Origin of the sequence: Ralstonia sp. UBA689 (assembly GCF_002298975.1) — a bacterium.
In the GTDB taxonomy this organism is placed as follows: domain Bacteria; phylum Pseudomonadota; class Gammaproteobacteria; order Burkholderiales; family Burkholderiaceae; genus Ralstonia.
Genome location: NZ_DBMV01000037.1, coordinates 199,822 through 218,340 on the forward strand (window position 1 = coordinate 199,822; position 18,519 = coordinate 218,340).

An 18,519-nucleotide genomic window follows, 5' to 3' on the forward strand; every position below is an offset into this window, starting at 1 on the left:
CCTTCTCTATGCCCGTGCCGCCGCTACACACACGTCGGCGACACGCTCGGCCGCTTCCGGCCTTGCCTGCTCGCGTGCTTTAGCCGCCATATCGGCCAATTGCGCACGCGTCAGGGACGCGAGTGTATCTGCCAGCGAGGCCGGGCCCAGTTCCTGCTGCGGCACCAACAGCGCTGCGCCGCGCTCGGACAGGAAGCGCGCGTTGGTGGTCTGGTGGTCGTCCACCGCATGAGGGAACGGCACGAATAGCGCTGCGACACCCGCCGCAGCCACTTCGGAAACGGTCATCGCGCCCGCGCGGCAGATCACCAGATCGGCCTGCGCATACGCGGCAGCCATGTCGTCGATGAAGGGCACCGCGTGCGCGTGCGTATCGTCGATGCCGGCGGCGGCGTAGTTGGCGCGCAGCGTGTCGATCTGCTTGGCTCCAGCCTGGTGGATGACGATCGGGCGCGTGTGGGCAGGCAGCAGCGCCAGCGCCTTGGGCACCACGTCATTGAGCGCCGCGGCGCCCAGGCTGCCGCCCACCACCAGCACGCGCAGCGGGCCAGTGCGCTCGGCATAGCGAGCCTGCGGCGGGGCCAGCGTCGCCAGATCGGCGCGGATCGGGTTACCGACCCACTCGGCGCCGGCCAACGCATTCGGGAAAGCACACAGCACGCGATCGGCCACGCGCGCGAGCACGCGATTGGCGAGACCCGCGATGGAGTTCTGCTCGTGCAGCACCAGCGGCGCACCCAGCAGCACACTCATCATGCCGCCTGGGAAGGTGATATAGCCGCCCATGCCCAGCACCACGTTCGGGCGCACACGTCGCACGACGCCCAGGCTCTGCCAGAAGGCGCGCAGCAGATTCAGCGGCAGCAGGAACTTGGTCAGCAAACCCTTGCCGCGCACACCGCCAAAGCGCACCGACTCCAGCGGGAAACCGTGCTTGGGCACAAGCTGACCTTCCATGCCGCTCGCGTTGCCGAGCCACACCACCTTCCAGCCGCGCGCCGCCAGCAGCTTGGCCACCGACAGCGCGGGGAAGATGTGGCCACCGGTACCGCCGGCCATGACAAGGAGGGTGCGCGACGAGCTTGCCGTCATACCTTCCCTCCACGCATCAGGACTCGATTTTCGTAGTCGATGCGCAGCAGCAGCGCGAGTGCCACGCAATTCATCAGGATGCCCGAGCCGCCGTAGCTGACCATCGGCAGCGTCAGCCCCTTGGTCGGCAGCAGGCCTAGATTCACACCCATGTTGATGAACGCCTGCCAACCCATCCAGATGCCCAGGCCCTTGGCAACCAGGCCCGAGAACGTGCGGTCGAGTTGCAGCGCGGTGCGGCCGATCTCGAACGCGCGGCGCACCAACCAGTAGAACAGCAGGATCACGATCAGCACGCCGACAAAGCCGAGCTCCTCGCCGATCACGGCCAGGATGAAGTCGGTGTGCGCCTCAGGCAGGTAGTGCAGCTTCTCGATGCTGCCGCCCAGGCCGACGCCGGTCCATTCGCCACGTCCGAAGGCGATCAGCGAGTGCGTCAGCTGGTACGCCTTGCCTTGGGCGTACTCTTCCTGCCACGGGTTCAGGTACGCGAAGATCCGCTCACGCCGCCACGGCGACACCACGATCAGCAGCGAGAACGTCGAGATGGCCGTCAACACCAGCCCGCCGAACAACTTGCCGTTCACGCCGCCCAGGAACAGGATGCCCATCGCCACGGCCGCGATCACCAGGAACGCGCCCATGTCGGGCTCCAGCAGCAGCAGCGAACCGACGAAGGCTACCGCCACGCCCATCGGCAGGAAGCCCTTGCGCACACTCTGCATCCAGTCCTGCTTGCGCACCGTGTAGTTGGCGGCGTACAGCACTACCGCCAGCTTCATCAGCTCCGACGGTTGGAAGTTCATGATGCCCAGCGGCAGCCAGCGGCGCGCGCCGTTCACGCCCTTGCCCACGTGCGGGATCAGCACAATCACCAGCAGCACCAGCGAAATGATGAAAAGCTTGGGGGCGTACTTATCCCAGAACTTGACCGGAATCTGAAACGCCACGACGGCGCCGACCAGACCGATCACCAACGAGAAGATGTGGCGGATCAGAAAGTGCCCGTTGCTGTAATTGGCGTACTTGGGTGAATCGGGCAGCGCGATCGATGCCGAATACACCATCACCAGACCCAGGCCGAGCAGCACGATCGCCACCCACATCAGCGGCTGGTCGTATTCCATCATCTTGGAGCGCGTGGGCTTGACTCCCGACACGGCATCGCGCAGGCCACCCCACGCATTGCCGATGGTCGCGCCGATGAAGCCGCTGCGCTTGATCTGGGTGTCGCTCATAAGACGACTCCTCGGTCGGCAGCCAGCGCGGCCACGGCCTCATGGAACACCTGGGCGCGGTGCTCGTAATTGCGGAACATGTCGAAGCTCGCGCATGCCGGCGACAGCAGCACGGCATCGCCCGCCTGGGCGCGCGCGGCAGCTTCCTGCACGGCGGCTTCCATGGTGGGCGCATCAACCAATGTGACGCCACTGTTGGCCAGCGCCTCGCGAATCAGCGGCGCATCGCGCCCGATCAGCACCACGGCACGCGCGTACTGCGCCACCGGCGCGGCCAGCGGCGAAAAGTCCTGCCCCTTGCCCTCTCCGCCCGCGATCAGCACCACACGCTTGGACAAACCGGATAGCGCCGCCACGGTTGCGCCAACGTTGGTGCCCTTGCTGTCATCGAAGAATTCAATGTCGTCGAACGCAGCGATGAGTTCGACGCGGTGCGGCTCGCCGGCGTAGTCGCGCAGGCCGTGCAGCAGTGCGCTGACGGGCAGGTTGATCGCACGGCACAGAGCCAGCGCGGCCATCGCGTTGGCGGCGTTGTGCAGGCCACGGATGCGCAAGGCGTCGGCCGGCATCAGGCGCTTCAGACGTACAGGCACCGGCGCGGCGGACGCGGTGTCGCCTTTCTTGCGGCGCGCTGGCTTGGGCAGATCATCGTCTTCGGCTTCGGCCAGCACGATCCAAGGCATGCCGCCTTCGCGCAACAGGCCGAGCGCATCAGGCGTGGCCGGCTCGTCCGTGCCGAAGGTGACGTCGCCGCCATGCTTGCCGGCGAACGCCATCACTTCTGCGTCCTGGCGGTTCAACACACGCACCGTGTTGGCGCCGAAGATACGGCTCTTGGCGGCGGCATAGGCTTGCATCGTGCCGTGCCAGTCGAGGTGATCCTGCGTGATGTTCAGGATGGTGGCCGCGTCGGCGTTCAGCGTCTGCGTGGTTTCCAGTTGGAAGCTGGAAAGCTCCAGCACCCACACGTCCGGCAGCGTGCCGGCGTCAACGCATTCGGTGAGTTTGTCCAGCGCCGAAGGGCTGATGTTGCCCGCCACGCCGACAGTCTTGCCGGCGCGCTGAACCAAAGCGCCCGTGAGCGCCGTGGTGGTCGTCTTGCCATTGGTGCCGGTGATTGCCAGCACGCGCGGCGCGTAGCCCTGGGCAGCCTTCAGACCGGCCAGCGCGCGCGCGAACAGTTCGATCTCTCCCCAGACCGGCACGGCGCGTTCGTTGGCGGCGGCCCGCAGCGCGGCGACATGCGCGTCCAGCGGCGACAGGCCGGGGCTGATCGCCACCAGCGTCACACCGTCGAGCAGCGACACAGCAAACGAACCGCTCACAAATTCAGCATCCGGGACGTGCGCGCGCAGCGTCGGCAGATTGGCCGGCGCCTCGCGCGTGTCGGCCACGCGCACGCGCGCGCCATGACGAGCGCACCAGCGCGCCATCGCCAAGCCGGATTCGCCCAGGCCAAGCACCAGTACGAACGGAGCTTCCAGCTCGCCGAACATGCGCGGCTCCTGGGCGGTCTCGGCGGCAGGAATCGGCTCGGCGGAGTTGAAGGTGACGGCAACGGCTTGCGCGTCAGCTTCCACGATCGGCTCGACGGCGGCCTCCGGCAGCGGCGCCATATCGTCGTCCGGCTGTGCGAGGGGTTCGGTCATGTCGGTCATGTCCATTGCCTCACCGCAGCTTCAGGGTCGACAGGCCGATCAGCACCAGCATCATGGTGATGACCCAGAAGCGCACGACCACCTGCGTCTCCTTCCAGCCGGAGAGCTCGAAATGGTGGTGCAGCGGCGCCATGCGGAACAGGCGCCGGCCCTCGCCGTAGCGCCGCTTGGTGAACTTGAACCACGTCACCTGCAGCATTACCGAAACGGTCTCGGCCACGAAGATGCCACCCATGATGAACAGCACGATTTCCTGGCGCACGATCACGGCGATGGTGCCGAGCGCCCCGCCCAGTGCCAGCGCGCCCACGTCCCCCATGAACACCTGCGCCGGATGCGCGTTGAACCACAGGAAGGCCAGCCCCGCCCCGGCCATCGCCGAGCAGAAGATCAGCAGCTCGCCCGCGCCCGGAATGTGCGGGAACAGCAGGTACTTGCTGTAGACGGCGCTGCCCATCACGTAGGCGAAGATGCCCAGTGCACTGCCCACCAGCACCACCGGCATGATGACGAGGCCATCGAGGCCATCGGTCAGGTTCACCGCGTTGCTGGAGCCGACGATGACGAGGTACGTCAGCACGATGAAGCCGAACACACCCAGCGGGTAACTGACTTCCTTGAAGAACGGCACGATCAGGTGTGACTTGGCCGGCAGGTTCAGGGAGAAGCCGCTGCGCACCCAGTCGAGGAACAGCTCCAGCACGCGCATGTTGCTGGTCTCGGATACCGAGAACGCGAGATATGCGGCGGCAAACAGGCCGATCAGGGTCTGCCAGAAAAACTTCTCGCGCGAGGACATGCCCTTCGGGTCGCGGTGCACGACCTTGCGGTAATCGTCCACCCAGCCGATCGCGCCGTAGCCGAGCGTGACCAGCAGCACGATCCAGATGAAGCGGTTGCCCCAGTCGGCCCACAGCAGCGTGGACACCGCAATGCCGATGAGCACCAGCACGCCGCCCATGGTGGGCGTGCCGGCCTTGACCAGGTGCGTCTGCGGGCCATAGCTGCGCACGGCCTGGCCGACTTTCATTTCCGTCAGGCGACGGATCACCCACGGCCCGAACCCGAGGCCGATCACCAGTGCCGTGAGGGATGCCATCACGGCCCGGAACGTCAGATAGTTGAAGACGCGCAGGAAGCCGTAGTCGTTCTGCAGCCACTGCGCCAATGCCAATAACATGGGTTCTTGCTTCCCTTAGTGCTTCTGTTGCGTGGTGGAACCGGCCGGGGTTTCCGCTGCCGGGTCTTTCAAGACCAGCGCTTCGACAATGCGTTCCATCCGCATGAAGCGCGAGCCCTTCACCAATACCGTCGCGCCCGGCGCAATCGCCGGCACGCCTTGTTCAATCAAGTCTTCTGCGGACGCAAAATGGCGCGCCGCCGCGCCGAAGGCGTCCACGGTGTGACGTGCCAGTTCGCCCGTCGCCAGCACCGCGTCGATGCCGCGCTCGCGCGCGTACGCGCCGATCTCTGCATGGAATGCCGGCCCCTGCGAGCCGACCTCGCCCATGTCGCCGAGCACCAGCCAGCGCGGCGCTGGCAGCGTCACGAGCGCGTCGATGGCCGCGCGCATGGAATCCGGATTGGCGTTGTATGTGTCGTCGATGACAAGACCGCCGTGCGCACCCGGCTTGCGCTGCAGCCGGCCCTTGACCGGTGCGAAGTTGCCCAGCGCCTGCGCGATCACCTCCGGCGTCACGCCGGCAGCCAGCGCACACGCGGTGGCCGCCAACGCATTGCGCGCGTTGTGCACGCCCAGCAGCGGCAGCGTGAAAGCGAAGCGCTGGCCCGGCGTTTGCACGTCGATGTGCTGGCCGTCTGCGGTCTCCGTCACCGTACCGGTCACGGCACCGGCTTCGGTACCAAAATCGAGCACGCGCCGCGAACCTGCCGCTGCACGCCACAGCGGCGCGTATTCACCGCCGTTGGCCGCATCGCGCGGGAATACCGCCACGCCGTCTGCCGGCAGCGCGGCCAGCACGGCGGCGTGCTCTTCAGCCACGGCTTGCACGCTAACCATGAATTCCTGGTGCTCGCGCTGCGCGTTGTTGATCATCGCCACAGTCGGCTGCGCGATGGCGGCCAGCACCTCGGTCTCGCCTGGGTGGTTCATGCCGAGTTCGAGCACCGCCAGCTTGTGCTGCGCGTTCAGGCGGAACAGCGTAAGCGGCAGGCCGATGTCGTTGTTCAGGTTGCCGGCGGTCGCCAAGCGGGCATCCTCGCCCACGGCTTGCGCGAAGATCGCGGAGATCATCTCCTTGACCGTCGTCTTACCGTTGCTGCCCGTGACGGCCACCACCGGAATCGGGAACTGGCGCCGCCAGCCGGCGGCGAGTTGGCCGAGGGCGATGCGCGTATCCGCCACCGTCAGCACGGCCACGCCAGGCATGTCCAGCGAAGCGGCCGGTGCGCGCGATACCAGCACGGCGGCGGCACCACGCGTGATCACATCGGGCAGGAAGTCGTGCGCATCGAAGCGCTCGCCGATCAGCGCGACAAACAGGTCGCCGGGCTGCACGGTGAGGCTGTCGGTCGTGACGCGACAGATGGCAGCGTCCGGGCCGACAAGGTGCGCGCCGGCCATCCAGGCGGCGGCGTCAGTGGCGTGCATCATCACGGTCTGGGCGGCGCTCATGCGTTCACCCCCCGGGCGGCCAGTGCCAGGCGCACGTGCTCCTGGTCGGAGAACGGCCGCTTGCGACCGGCGATCTCCTGCGTCGATTCGTGCCCCTTGCCGGCCACGACGATCACGTCGTGCGCATCGGCATGCCGCACGGCATGCAGGATGGCGGCGGCGCGGTCTTCGATCTGCGCGGCGGCGCTCGGGTTGTCCATGCCGTCGGCGATCATGTCGAGAATCAGTTGCGGGTCTTCGCTGCGCGGGTTGTCCGAGGTCAGCACCACGTGCTGCGCCAGCCGCTCGGCGATGGCGCCCATCTGCGGGCGTTTGCCCGGGTCACGGTCGCCGCCGCAGCCGAACACGGCCCACAGCTTGCCCCCGCGCGCCTCGGTAATCGGCGCAAGTGCGCGCAGCGTCTGCTCCAGCGCATCAGGCGTGTGGGCATAGTCGACCACCACCAGCGGGCCGTCCTCGCCGCCGAAGCGCTCCATGCGGCCACTGACCGGCTGCAGCTTTTCCAGGCGGGCGATGGCGTCCTGCCACGGCACGCCGGCCGCCAGCAGCGCGCCGAGCACGGCCAGCAGGTTCGATACGTTGAACAAGCCCACCGTCGGTGCATGCACGGTAGCGCGGCCAAAGCTGCCGTCCACGTCGAACGTCGTGCCGGTGCGGTGCGCGCGCACGTTGGTGGCGCGCAGCCATTGCTTGGCGCCGTGCTGCGCGGCAGCCTCGCCGTCGATGCCGTATTCGATGGTCTCGACAGCGGCGCGGGCATTCTGCAACAGCCGCACGCCGGCCGCATCGTCGCGGTTGACGACGGCAACACGCAGGCCCGGCCAGCCGAACAGACGCGCCTTGGCGAGCTCGTACTCGGCCATCGTGCCGTGGTAGTCGAGGTGATCCTGCGTCAGGTTCGTGAACACCGCGATGTCGAAACGCGTGCCGTCCACGCGGCCCTGTTCCAGACCGTGCGACGAAACTTCCATGGCGATGGCGCGGGCGCCGGCACGGTGCAGATCTGCGAGGCTGTGCTGGAGCTGGATGGCATCCGGCGTGGTAAAGCCGGTGACCGCCAGCGCATCGACAAACCCGGTGCCGAGCGTACCCACCACTGCGCAGCGCTCGCCCTGTTTGGTCAGCGCCTGCGCGATCCACTGCGAGCACGAAGTCTTGCCGTTGGTGCCTGTCACGCCAATCACGCGGAGCCCACCCGGTTCCGGTACGTGGTACCACTGCGCGGCCAGCGGGCCGGCCAGTTCGGCCAGGCCGTCCACCGGCAGGATGCGCACCGGTGCGTCGGCGGGCACCACGTAGCCGTGCGCTTCAGCGAGCACGGCGGAGGCACCGGCTTCGATGGCCTGCGGAATGTGCGGGCGGCCGTCACCGCGCTGGCGCACGTTGCCGAGCACATAGGCGACGAACACATCGCCGGTCTTGAGCTTGCGCGTATCACCTGTGAGGTCGGCGCTGGCCGGTACCTGGGCACGCAGCCAGTCCAGCACGGGCGCGAGGCGCGCGGCGATGGACGGGCGATCGGAGGTCACGATCGTGGATCGGGCGGTCATTGCAGCGCCCCCACGGGTTCTTCGGGCACGTCCTCGGTCATCACGAGCTGGCGCACGGGCGAATCCGGCGGCACGTTCAACGCGCGCAGGCTACCGCCCACGATCTGCGAGAACACCGGCCCAGCCGCCCCGCCGCCATAGCGGTTGCCCACCGTGGGCTCGTCCACGCTCACCGCCACGATAATGCGCGGATTCGACATCGGCGCCAGGCCAATAAACGAGGCGCGATACTTGGAGCGGTCATAGCCACGCCCGGTGTGCTTCCAGGCCGTACCGGTTTTGCCGCCCACACGGTAGCCCATCACCTGGGCCTGGGGCGCGGTGCCGCCGGGCGCTGTCACCGTCTCCAGCATCTGACGAATCTGCCGCGCCACCTCCGGCGAAATCACGCGCTCGCCCTGCGGCGGCTGGCCATTGGTGCGGTACATCGTGATCGGGATCAGCTCGCCATCGTGCGCGAAGATGGTGTAAGCATGTGCAATCTGGAACAGTGACACCGACAAGCCGTAGCCGTAAGACATGGTCGCCTGCTCGATGCGGCGCCACTTGTTTGCCGGTCGCAGCCGCCCCGCCACCGCGCCCGGAAAGCCGATCTTGGGCGCCTGCCCCAAGCCAACGCTGGTGAACATGTCCCACATTTCCTGTGGCTTGAGCGTCATCGCAATCTTGGTCGTGCCGATGTTGCTGGAGTGCTGGATGACCTGCGCGACCGTCAGCGTGCCGTAGTTACTGGTATCGGAAATGGTCGCGCCTTCAAAGCTGTATTTGCCGTTAGTCTGCACCAGCGTGGTGGGCGTCACGCGCTTGAGCTGCAGTGCCAGGCTGATGGTGATCGGCTTCATCATTGAGCCGGGCTCGAAGGTGTCGGTCAGCACGCGGTTGCGCAGTTGCTCGCCCGACAGGCGGCTGCGATCGTTCGGGTTGTAGGTCGGGTAGTTGGCCAGGGCCAGCACCTCGCCAGTCTGGGCATCCAGCACAATGGCGCTGGCCGCCTTGGCGCGGGTGCGCTCGATGGCGGCTTTGAGTTCGTTGAAGGTCAGATACTGGATCTTGGCATCGATGGACAGCGTCTGGTCACGGCCGTCGCGCGGCGCCTTGAGCACGCCCACGTCTTCCACCACGCGGCCCAGGCGGTCCTTGATCACCTGGCGCTGGCCGGCCGCACCAGCGAGGTCTGCCTCGCGCGCCAGTTCCATGCCTTCCTGGCCCTTGTCCTCGACATTGGTAAAGCCGACGATGTGCGCCATCGCCTCCCCTTCCGGGTAGAAGCGCTTGTATTCCCGCGTCTGGTAGATGCCGTCGATCTTCAGGGCGGCGATCTGGTCGGCCACGTCGGGCAGCACTTGGCGCTTCAGATACACGAAGCCCTTGTCCTCGCCGAGCTTGGTGGCGAGTTCCCTGTTGTTCATGCCGAGCAACTTGGCGAGCTTCTGCATGTCCTCGCTGGGCACATTGTTGGGCACGTCTTCCGGCACGGCCCAAATGGCCTTGACGGGCAGGCTGGTCGCCAGCACCAGACCGTTGCGATCGAGAATCTTGCCGCGCGTGGCCGGCAGCTCCAGCGTGCGCTGGAAGCGCTTCTTGCCCTCGGCCTCGTAGAAACGGTTGCCCGGGCCCTGAATCCACAGCGCACGACCGATCAACGCCACGAAAGCCGCGAACATCAGAAAGACAACCAGCTTCGAGCGCCACATCGGCAAGCGCAAGCCCAGCACCGGGCTGGCGGAGAACTGCCCCGGGCGAGCGCGCGCCGCAGTGCCGTTGAATTTGCGTGCGCCGCTCATGGCTGAACTCCCGAAGCCGTGGGCGCGCTGGCCGTGGCGGAGGAAGCCCCAGCAGCCACCGGCGCGTCGACAAACCCCTGCAGATACTGTGTACGGCCCGCCTGCGCGGGCGCCATCTTCAATTGCTTGCCCGCAATATCGGCGATGCGAGCACTCTTGCCGAACGCGCTCTGCTCATATTGCAGGCGCGACCAGTCGATATTCAGTTGCTTCTCCTCCGCCTGCGCACGATCCAGCGCAACGAACAATTGCCGCGCCTGGTGCTGCGCGTTGACCAGCGACAGCGCACAGAGCACCAGCGCAGTCAGCAGGAACGTGTTCAGGCGGTTCATGGGGCGGCCTCGTCGGTCAGCAGCGTTCGGCCACGCGCATGATGGCCGAGCGCGCACGCGGGTTGGCCGACACCTCGGCCTCCGACGGCTTCACGCGGCCAAGCAGGCGCAACTGCGGCGCCGGCAGCTCATGCGCACGCAGCGGCGCCCGACGCAGTTCCGGCGCGGCGGATTGCTCCGGGCGCGCCAGGGCCTGCATGAAGCGCTTGACGAAGCGGTCTTCCAGCGAATGGAAGCTGATCACGACGAGACGTCCCCCCTGCTCCAGGCGTTCAAAGGCGGCCTTCAGACCGGTTTCGAGGTCCGCAAGCTCTTGATTGACGTGAATCCGTAAAGCTTGAAAGGTGCGGGTCGCAGGGTCTTGGCCCTTCTCGCGTGTTTTGACGGCTTGCGCCACGAGCGCGGCAAGCTCGGATGTGCGATCGAGAGGACCTCGATCCCCGGATTGGCCCCGGCGAGCAACAATCGCCTTTGCAATCTGTACAGCAAACCGTTCTTCCCCATAGTCCCGTATCACCCTCGCAATGTCGCGCTCATCAGCCTCGGCCAGCCATTGGGCTGCGGTGATGCCGCGCGTGGTGTCCATCCGCATGTCGAGCGGGCCATCCATCCGGAACGAGAAGCCGCGTGCGCCTTCGTCGATCTGCGGCGAGCTGATGCCCAGATCGAGCAGCACGCCGGCCACCCGTTCAATGCCGCGCGCATCCAACGCTGCGTCCAGATGCGCGAAGCTGTCATGCTCAATAGCGAAGCGGGCATCCTTGATGGTGCCCGCTTCGGTGATTGCTGCCGGGTCCTTGTCGAAGGCGACGAGTCTGCCGCCGGACCCCAGCCGCTCCAGAATGAGCCGGCTGTGCCCGCCTCTTCCGAAGGTTCCATCGATATAGATGCCGTCGTCGCGCCAGATGAGCGCCTCGACCGCTTCGTCCCTGAGCACCGTTTGATGGCGCAGTCCCGTACTGGCTTGGGTAATCATCGTGCGTCATCAAAAGGAGAAATTCTTGAGGGCGTCGGGCATGCCTTGCGCCATGGCGGCTTGCTCCTTCGCGGTATATGTGGCTGCGTCCCAGACTTCGAAGTGGCTGCCCATGCCGAGCAGCATCACGTCGCGTTCCAGGCCGGCGGCCGTGCGCAGCTCAGGGGTGATGAGGACGCGGCCGGCGGTATCGAGCTCCACATCGGCGGCGCTGCCCAGGAAGATCCGCTTCCACCAGTGGGCTTCCATCGGCAGCGCGGCGATGCGCTCGCGAAAGAGCTCCCACTCCGGGCGCGGAAACAGCATGAGGCAGCCGTCCGGGTGCTTGGTCACAGTCACCCGGCCCTCGGCCTGCAGCTGAAGCGCTTCGCGGTGCCGGGACGGAATGGACATCCGCCCTTTGGCATCCAGCGTCAGCGCCGACGCACCCTGGAACACGTTGGATTCTCTCTCCTGGTCGTGACGATGCGGTCGTTAAACGCCCTGCAAAATCACTCATTCAAACCACAAAACTACACTTTCTGACACTGTTTCCCACTTTAGAGGAACCATTTTAGACGGTCAAGGCTTGCAGCGGGCTGGGAGAGGGAAAATTTGCAATCAGAACAATGACTTAGCGAGCCTCGATCAAAGGCTCATAGCACTTTTCTCAATCAAATGAAGGAGATAGCGTGGTTTATGGAGAAACCACGTGAGAGAAAAGCGTGCGCCGGCGCCCGCAGCGGCGGGTGCGGACCGCAACAGCGCAAGTCGGACGAACGGCTGAGAGAGGTCTGCCGCCAAACGACGGCGGCCGTTTCAGATGCGGTAGGCGGCGGCCGTCATCACGCGCGAAGCCGCGCGCATGGCTTGGCGGATAGGTTCGGGCAGATCGATACCCCCGGCCTGCCGGGCGTTGTCGCCGTGGCGGATCTCGTCATCCCGCATCTGGGCGACGATGGCACGAGAGCGGGTGTCCTGTTCGGGCAGTTTGTCGAGATGTCCGTCGAGGTGGTGCTCGACCTGGCGTTCGGTCTCGGCGACGAAGCCGAGGCTGATCTTGTCGCCCAGGCGGCCAGCCAGCGCGCCGATGGCGAAGGCTCCGGCGTACCACAGCGGGTTGAGCAGGCTCGGGCGGTCGTTCAGTTCCTGCAAACGTTGAGCGCACCAGGCGAGGTGGTCTTCCTCTTCGCGCGCGGCCTCGTCGAGTTGCGCCCGGATAGCCGGGTCCCGCGCGAACAACGCCTGGCCCTGATATAGCGCCTGGGCACACACCTCCCCCACGTGGTTCACGCGCATCAGGCCGGCGGCGTGACGGCGCTCTGCTTCGGAAAGCCTGGCCGCCTCGTCGGCAGGCGCAGATGCGATGACGGCATCTGCGGGGTTCGGTCGGCTGGCGCGGGTGGCGCCGGCCACGGCGCGCAGGGCGCGGTCGAATTCAGGAAGGAAATGATCGAACATGCGGGTCAAACCTGAGAACGGGCGCCGGCAGTCATGGCGCGCGGCGCAGGTGTCATTGTAAGGCCGCAGCCCGACGCGATCTTGCTTCCGGTCAGCATCCGGATCACCAGACACAACTGTACGGGATAACCCTGTTCGCACCGGGATCGCATCCAAAATCGCAGGGAATCACGCACCTGCATCACATTTCTATTTCCGTTTCAGAAACAGCTTGTTGCCCAGATCAGACAGCAAACACGCGTTTACGAACATTCGTTCGCAAATTTCGACCGAGCCCAATAACGCGTTGCTACATTAGTCAGCGACTTCACTTGAAAGTCGTGGGGCAGGAAGACGGGAACGGAGGGTCTGCCTGCCACCAAGTTCAATAAATAAAGATCTGGAGACCGACCGATGAAGAAATCGCTGCTTGCAATGGCAGTGCTGGGCACGTTTGCGGGTGTTGCGCAGGCTCAGTCGAGTGTGACGCTATATGGCGTGGTCGACGCCAACGTTGAATACGTCAACCACGAGCAAACCGTAACGTCGGCAGGGGTTGCCGTTCCGGGCACCAGTGGTTCGCGCCTGGCGATGCAGGCCGGCGGCTTGTCTTCCAACCGTTGGGGCCTGCGCGGCGTTGAAGACATCGGCGGCGGGCTGAAGGGCCTGTTCGTGCTGGAATCGGGCTTCGGCATGGACACCGGCACGCTGCAGCAAGGCGGCCGCCTGTTCGGCCGGCAAGCCTTCGTGGGCCTGCAAGGCAACTGGGGCAAGGTCACGCTGGGCCGCCAGTACACCACGATCTTCGACATGATGGCGAACTTCTCGCCGAGCGGCTACGCCACGCAGTATGAGCCGGTGGTCGGCCTGCTGGGCCCGAACTTCCGCGAAGACAACATGATCAAGTACGCCGGCGCCTTCGGTCCGGTGACGGTCGAGGCCCACTGGGCATTCGGTGAGCGCACCGGCAGCACTACCGCCAACTCCGCTTACGGTATCGGCGCAAACTACTTTGCCGGTCCGTTCGGCATCGGCGTGGCCTATGACGAAGTCAAAGTCTTGACCGCTGCCGAAGCGCTGGGTGGCACGGGCAACGACTATGCGCGCGACAAGCGCGCCGCCATTGCCGCCAGCTACACGGTCGGCCCGGTCAAGGTGATGGGTGGCTATCGCTACGGCAACACGCAAACGCAGTCGACCGGCGCCGTGTCGGCCCTGCTGCCGCACCGTGACGACCTGTACTGGATCGGTGCGAACTACCAGGCGACCAGCGCGCTGAGCCTCACGCTCTCGTACTACTACGACAACATCAAGGAAGCGACCATCGGCACCACCGTGCTCAACCCGCGCAATCCGCAGCAGTGGAACTTCATTGCTGACTACGCTTTGTCCAAGCGCACCGACGTGTACTTCACGGCAGCTTACGCGCGCAACGCTTCGCTCAACTGGGATTCGATCGGCTACGTGACCAACCCGGCAACGGGCGCACAGACGTCGGTGGGTTACCTGCCGGCGGCGTCGCAGACGTACTTCATCACGCCGGATGCCAGCAACCAGCTGGGTGCGGCGGTCGGTATCCGCCACAAGTTCTGACGCACCGTTTCACTTTGCCCGCCGCCCCTCTCCTTGGCGGGCGCAGGAAGGCACCTTCGGGTGCCTTTTTGCATGGTCGCGCGCTATGCTCTTGCGAGCGCGTCCGGCGCACAACGGGCAGCCGCGCATAACGACAACAACACGACATCCACGGGAGACCCGCATGCCCCTTTCACCCTCCTCGCCCTCATCCACGCTGGCCGCCCCTGCCGCCGATCTGGCCACCGAGACGAGCCGCGCGCGCATCGTCTTCGCGAGCTTTATCGGCACGGCCATCGAGTTCTACGATTTCTACGTCTACGCGACGGCCGCGGCGCTCGTGATCGGGCCGGTGTTCTTCCCGCACGGCTCGGCCACGGCGCAGGCGCTGTCGGCCTTCATCACGTTCGGCATCGCCTTCATTGCGCGGCCGATCGGCTCGTTCCTGTTCGGCCACTTTGGCGATCGCATCGGACGCAAATCGACGCTGGTCGCCTCCTTGCTGGTGATGGGCATTTCGACCACGCTGATCGGGTTGGTACCTGGATACGACAGCATCGGCAGCCTGGCGCCGATCCTGCTCTGCGTGCTGCGCTTCGGCCAGGGCATCGGCCTGGGCGGCGAATGGGGCGGCGCGGCGCTGCTCGCCACGGAGAACGCACCGGCAGGCAAGCGCGCGTGGTTCGGCATGTTTCCGCAGCTCGGGCCGTCGGTGGGTTTCCTCGCGTCGAACGGATTGTTCTTCGGGCTGGCGATTGCACTGTCGGACGAGCAATTCCGTAGCTGGGGCTGGCGCGTGCCGTTCCTGGTGAGCGCGGTGCTGGTGGCGCTTGGCCTGTATGTGCGTCTGAAGATCGCCGAGACGCCGGCCTTCCAGGCGGCCATCGAGCGGCAGGAGCGCGTGAAGGTGCCGATCGCCGAATTGCTGGCCCGCCACTGGTGGCCGACGCTGCTGGGCGCGCTGGCCATGGTGGTCTGCTACACGCTGTTCTACATCTCGACGGTGTTCTCGTTGTCGTATGGCGTAAGCACACTGCACTTCTCGCGCCCGAGCTTTCTGGGGCTACTGTGCCTGGCGGTGGTGTTCATGGGCTTGGCGACGCCCCTGTCGGCGCTCGCGTCGGACCGCTTCGGGCGCAAGCCGGTGCTGATCGTCGGCATCATCGCGGCCATCCTGTCGGGCTTCACGATGGCGCCGCTGCTGGGCAGCGGGCAAACACCGCTGGTGGCGCTGTTCCTCATCATCGAGCTGTTCCTGATGGGCGTGACCTTTGCGCCAATGGGCGCGCTGCTGCCGGAGCTGTTCCCGACCAACGTGCGCTACACGGGCGCGGGCGTGTCGTACAACCTGGGCGGGATCCTGGGAGCGTCTATTGCGCCGTATATCGCGCAGGTGCTGGCTTCGCAGGGCGGCCTGTCGTGGGTCGGCATGTACGTGTCGGTGGCGGCGGCCGTGAGCCTGTTTGGCGTGCTGTGCATGCGCGAGACACGGAACTCCACGCTGATGTAGGTACGGAAAATCAGCACAAGAACTGGCTCACCGCCGTTCTGCGTGGATGGCCTGCTCGTACGAAAGGCAAGCGTTTGCCCCCCCCTAAAGGCCATCCGGTCAGATGGCTTACCGCAACAAAACCGTTCAAGCGCATGCAAAAATAAGGCCTTTGCATTCGCCCGAATGCACGCCAACCGAGCTTTCCCGGAGATCAGTGCATGTATCACGGAGAACGTTTCAACGGCTTCAGCCACTTGGCCGGGGCCATTCTTGCCGCCGCCGGCATGGCGGTGCTGGTGACATCCTCGGTGCTGCACCACGATACCTGGAAGGTGGTCAGCTCGGTGGTCTACGGCACCACGCTGGTCCTGCTCTACACGATCTCTACGCTGTATCACAGCCTGCGCGGCCCGGCCAAAGACTTCTTCCAGCGGCTGGACTATTGCGCCATCTACCTGCTGATCGCCGGGAGCTACACGCCGTTTGCGCTGGTCACGCTGCGTGGCCCCTGGGGCTGGACGCTGTTCGGAATCAACTGGGCGCTGGCGGCCGTCGGCATTGCGCAGGAACTCTGGATCGGTCGCCGCACGCGCCTATTCTCACTACTGATCTACGTGGTGATGGGTTGGCTGGTGCTGATTGCCATGGGGCCACTGGCGGCCGCGCTGCCCGCACCGGGCCTGTGGTGGCTGGTGGCGGGCGGTGCCCTCTATACCGTGGGCATCGGCTTCTTTCTTTTCGACGAGAAGGTGCGGCACTTCCACGGCATCTGGCATCTGTTCGTGCTGGCGGGCAGCGCGTGCCAGTTCGTCAGCATCCTCAGGTACGTCGGCTGACCCGCCGCATCCGCCGGCGCCGCCATGTTTCCTCTTGGACTGGGCGGCGACGGTCACTTGGTCCAGCGCAATGACTCGTCAGTTCGGGTTGACACCATCTACCGCCTGGTGGCGGACAAATATAAAAGCCGCGACGAATCGCGGCTTTCTCTTTGGCTGGCAACGCAGGCTTACGCGCGCTTCTTCATCGCCTCGTCGCGCAACTCACGGCGCAGGATCTTGCCGACGTTGGTCTTCGGCAGCTCGTTGCGGAACTCAATGAACTTCGGGCGCTTGTAGCCGGTGAGCTGTTCCTTGCAGAACTCCTGCAGCCTCTCCTCGGTGAGCGTCGGGTCGCGGCGCACCACGAATAGTTTGACCACCTCGCCCGAGTGCACGTCGGGCACACCTACGGCGGCGACTTCCAGCACGCCCGGGCACATTGCCACCACGCCCTCGATCTCATTCGGGTACACGTTGAAGCCCGACACCAGGATCATGTCCTTCTTGCGATCGACGATCTTGGTATAGCCACGCTCGTCCATCACGCCCACGTCGCCGGTCTTGAAGAAACCGTCGGCGTACATAACCTTGGCGGTCTCGTCCGGGCGCTTCCAGTAGCCGGCCATAACTTGCGGGCCACGGATGCAGATTTCGCCCGCTTGGCCGATCGGCAGGTCGCGCCCTTCGTCGTCGCGGATGGCGATTTCGGTGGACGGGATCGGCAGGCCGACGGTGCCCGAGAACTTGTCGGTGTTGGTCGGGTTGCAGATGGCCGACGGCGAGGTTTCCGACAGGCCGTAGCCCTCGATGATCGGGCAGCCCGTCACTTCCAGCCACTTCTTGGCCACGGCTTCCTGCACCGCCATGCCGCCGCCGTTGGCCACGCGCAGATTGGAGCAGTCGACGTCCTTGAACTCGGGGTTGTTCAGCAGCGCGTTGTACAGCGTGTTCACGGCCGGGAACATATGGAAGCGGTACTGCTTGAGCACCTTGATGAAGCCCGGGATATCGCGCGGGTTCGGGATCAGCACCGCCAACCCGCCCTTGCGCATCGACAGCAGGCAGCACACCGTCAGCGCGAAGATGTGATACAGCGGCAGCGCGGTGATGGTGATCATCTCTTCGCCATCGGCCAGCTTTCGGCCGTCGCGGCCGGGCTTGGTGAGCGCCGGGTTCATCCACGCCTCGGACTGCAGCACGTTGGCGACGATGTTCCGGTGCAGCAGCGTCGCGCCCTTCGATACGCCGGTAGTGCCGCCCGTGTATTGCAGGAAGGCGACGTCGTCCGGGCCGACGGAGGTCGGCTTGAGCGTCAACTTGGCGCCTGCTTCCAACGCGGTGTTGAAGCGGATGCAGTTGGGCAGTTCCCACGCAGGCACCATCTTCTTGACGCTGCGCACGACGAAGTTGACCAGTGTGCCCTTGAGGCCGCCGAGCAGATCGCCCATGCTGGCCACCACAATGTGCTTGACCGGCGTGTTGGCCAACACGTGCTGCAGCGTCGTCGCGAAGTTCTCCAGGATAACGATGGCTTCGGCACCGCTGTCCTTGAGCTGGTGTTCCAACTCACGCGGGGTGTACAGCGGGTTGACGTTGACGACCACGTAGCCGGCGCGCAGCACGGCGGCCAGCGCCACCGGGTACTGCAGCACGTTGGGCATCATCAGCGCGACGCGTGCGCCGGGTGCCAGACCGCGCGACTGTAGCCACGCCGCCAGTTGGCGCGACAGCGTATCAATTTCGCCGTAGGTCAGGACCTTGCCCATGCACTCGAAGGCACGGCGGTTGCGGTTCTTCTGAAAGGAATCCTCAAGCAGATGGGCCAGCGATCGAAACTGCGAGGCATCGATCTCAGCCGGCACCCCGGCGGGGTACTGCTTCAGCCACGGCTTATCCATGGGTGTGTCTCCTGGCGATTGTCGATTTTTTCGAATGGTCGTTCGTTTTTTTCGG

The 18,519-nt window shown here is 65.5% G+C and carries 15 protein-coding genes; 3 read left to right on the top strand and 12 right to left on the bottom strand.

From position 1 onward, the window contains the following. Positions 1-6: 6 nt before the first annotated feature. The 11 genes from murG to coq7 all read right to left on the bottom strand — a co-directional run bounded on the left by murG (position 7) and on the right by coq7 (position 12,705). Positions 7-1,092, bottom strand: a complete 1,086-nt coding sequence (gene murG / locus B4F51_RS17620; protein WP_296227664.1) for an undecaprenyldiphospho-muramoylpentapeptide beta-N-acetylglucosaminyltransferase — start codon at positions 1,090-1,092, stop codon at positions 7-9. Continuing rightward, positions 1,089-2,330: a putative lipid II flippase FtsW gene (gene ftsW / locus B4F51_RS17625; protein WP_296227666.1), complete on the bottom strand. Its 1,242-nt coding sequence runs from the start codon at positions 2,328-2,330 to the stop codon at positions 1,089-1,091. Before ftsW ends, murG begins: the two co-directional genes overlap by 4 nt. Next, positions 2,327-3,826: a UDP-N-acetylmuramoyl-L-alanine--D-glutamate ligase gene (gene murD / locus B4F51_RS17630; RefSeq protein WP_296227719.1), complete on the bottom strand. Its 1,500-nt coding sequence runs from the start codon at positions 3,824-3,826 to the stop codon at positions 2,327-2,329. The genes ftsW and murD overlap by 4 nt, the downstream gene beginning before the upstream one ends. Positions 3,827-3,998: 172 nt before the next feature. Then, complete coding sequence (gene mraY / locus B4F51_RS17635) at positions 3,999-5,168, bottom strand: phospho-N-acetylmuramoyl-pentapeptide-transferase (protein ID WP_296227669.1); 1,170 nt, start codon at positions 5,166-5,168, stop codon at positions 3,999-4,001. Between the two features lie 15 nt (positions 5,169-5,183). Further along, positions 5,184-6,623: a UDP-N-acetylmuramoyl-tripeptide--D-alanyl-D-alanine ligase gene (locus B4F51_RS17640; protein WP_296227670.1), complete on the bottom strand. Its 1,440-nt coding sequence runs from the start codon at positions 6,621-6,623 to the stop codon at positions 5,184-5,186. Continuing rightward, positions 6,620-8,173: a UDP-N-acetylmuramoyl-L-alanyl-D-glutamate--2,6-diaminopimelate ligase gene (locus B4F51_RS17645; protein ID WP_296227672.1), complete on the bottom strand. Its 1,554-nt coding sequence runs from the start codon at positions 8,171-8,173 to the stop codon at positions 6,620-6,622. Before B4F51_RS17645 ends, B4F51_RS17640 begins: the two co-directional genes overlap by 4 nt. Next, the gene (locus B4F51_RS17650) at positions 8,170-9,957 is read right to left on the bottom strand and encodes a peptidoglycan D,D-transpeptidase FtsI family protein (protein WP_296227673.1); all 1,788 of its coding nucleotides are present in this window, start codon (positions 9,955-9,957) and stop codon (positions 8,170-8,172) included. The genes B4F51_RS17645 and B4F51_RS17650 overlap by 4 nt, the downstream gene beginning before the upstream one ends. Then, positions 9,954-10,289, bottom strand: a complete 336-nt coding sequence (ftsL, locus tag B4F51_RS17655) for a cell division protein FtsL (protein WP_296227674.1) — start codon at positions 10,287-10,289, stop codon at positions 9,954-9,956. Before ftsL ends, B4F51_RS17650 begins: the two co-directional genes overlap by 4 nt. Positions 10,290-10,305: 16 nt before the next feature. Then, positions 10,306-11,265, bottom strand: a complete 960-nt coding sequence (gene rsmH, locus B4F51_RS17660; RefSeq protein WP_296227676.1) for a 16S rRNA (cytosine(1402)-N(4))-methyltransferase RsmH — start codon at positions 11,263-11,265, stop codon at positions 10,306-10,308. A 9-nt stretch (positions 11,266-11,274) separates the two neighbouring features. Next, on the bottom strand, positions 11,275-11,703 hold the full coding sequence (gene mraZ, locus B4F51_RS17665; protein WP_296227678.1) for a division/cell wall cluster transcriptional repressor MraZ: 429 nt from the start codon (positions 11,701-11,703) through the stop codon (positions 11,275-11,277). 360 nt (positions 11,704-12,063) lie between these two features. Beyond that, a complete protein-coding gene (coq7, locus tag B4F51_RS17670; RefSeq protein ID WP_296227681.1) occupies positions 12,064-12,705 on the bottom strand; it encodes a 2-polyprenyl-3-methyl-6-methoxy-1,4-benzoquinone monooxygenase in 642 nt (213 codons plus the stop codon). A 393-nt stretch (positions 12,706-13,098) separates the two neighbouring features. Between coq7 and B4F51_RS17675 the strand changes: the two genes are divergently transcribed. From B4F51_RS17675 to trhA, 3 genes are all read left to right on the top strand, one after another. Further along, complete coding sequence (locus tag B4F51_RS17675) at positions 13,099-14,277, top strand: porin (RefSeq protein WP_296227682.1); 1,179 nt, start codon at positions 13,099-13,101, stop codon at positions 14,275-14,277. 163 nt (positions 14,278-14,440) lie between these two features. Then, complete coding sequence (locus B4F51_RS17680; RefSeq protein ID WP_296227684.1) at positions 14,441-15,766, top strand: MFS transporter; 1,326 nt, start codon at positions 14,441-14,443, stop codon at positions 15,764-15,766. A 200-nt stretch (positions 15,767-15,966) separates the two neighbouring features. Next, positions 15,967-16,584 carry a PAQR family membrane homeostasis protein TrhA gene (gene trhA / locus B4F51_RS17685; protein ID WP_296227686.1) on the top strand — a complete coding sequence of 206 codons (618 nt, stop codon included), beginning with the start codon at positions 15,967-15,969 and terminating at the stop codon, positions 16,582-16,584. Positions 16,585-16,754: 170 nt separating this feature from the next. Here the strand turns inward: trhA and B4F51_RS17690 are convergent, their stop codons facing one another. Further along, on the bottom strand, positions 16,755-18,464 hold the full coding sequence (locus tag B4F51_RS17690; RefSeq protein ID WP_296227688.1) for a long-chain fatty acid--CoA ligase: 1,710 nt from the start codon (positions 18,462-18,464) through the stop codon (positions 16,755-16,757). Between the last annotated feature and the right edge of the window lie 55 nt (positions 18,465-18,519).

Excerpts from the sequence above, each read along its gene's own strand:
- B4F51_RS17680 (WP_296227684.1), top strand. The coding sequence starts at position 14,441 with ATGCCCCTTTCACCCTCCTCGCCCTCATCCACGCTGGCCGCCCCTGCC.
- B4F51_RS17690 (WP_296227688.1), bottom strand. The coding sequence starts at position 18,464 with ATGGATAAGCCGTGGCTGAAGCAGTACCCCGCCGGGGTGCCGGCTGAG.
- B4F51_RS17645 (WP_296227672.1), bottom strand. The coding sequence starts at position 8,173 with ATGACCGCCCGATCCACGATCGTGACCTCCGATCGCCCGTCCATCGCC.
- B4F51_RS17650 (WP_296227673.1), bottom strand. The coding sequence starts at position 9,957 with ATGAGCGGCGCACGCAAATTCAACGGCACTGCGGCGCGCGCTCGCCCG.
- B4F51_RS17640 (WP_296227670.1), bottom strand. The coding sequence starts at position 6,623 with ATGAGCGCCGCCCAGACCGTGATGATGCACGCCACTGACGCCGCCGCC.
- B4F51_RS17675 (WP_296227682.1), top strand. The coding sequence starts at position 13,099 with ATGAAGAAATCGCTGCTTGCAATGGCAGTGCTGGGCACGTTTGCGGGT.
- ftsW (WP_296227666.1), bottom strand. The coding sequence starts at position 2,330 with ATGAGCGACACCCAGATCAAGCGCAGCGGCTTCATCGGCGCGACCATC.
- mraY (WP_296227669.1), bottom strand. The coding sequence starts at position 5,168 with ATGTTATTGGCATTGGCGCAGTGGCTGCAGAACGACTACGGCTTCCTG.
- murG (WP_296227664.1), bottom strand. The coding sequence starts at position 1,092 with ATGACGGCAAGCTCGTCGCGCACCCTCCTTGTCATGGCCGGCGGTACC.
- rsmH (WP_296227676.1), bottom strand. The coding sequence starts at position 11,265 with ATGATTACCCAAGCCAGTACGGGACTGCGCCATCAAACGGTGCTCAGG.
- ftsL (WP_296227674.1), bottom strand. The coding sequence starts at position 10,289 with ATGAACCGCCTGAACACGTTCCTGCTGACTGCGCTGGTGCTCTGTGCG.
- murD (WP_296227719.1), bottom strand. The coding sequence starts at position 3,826 with ATGTTCGGCGAGCTGGAAGCTCCGTTCGTACTGGTGCTTGGCCTGGGC.
- trhA (WP_296227686.1), top strand. The coding sequence starts at position 15,967 with ATGTATCACGGAGAACGTTTCAACGGCTTCAGCCACTTGGCCGGGGCC.
- coq7 (WP_296227681.1), bottom strand. The coding sequence starts at position 12,705 with ATGTTCGATCATTTCCTTCCTGAATTCGACCGCGCCCTGCGCGCCGTG.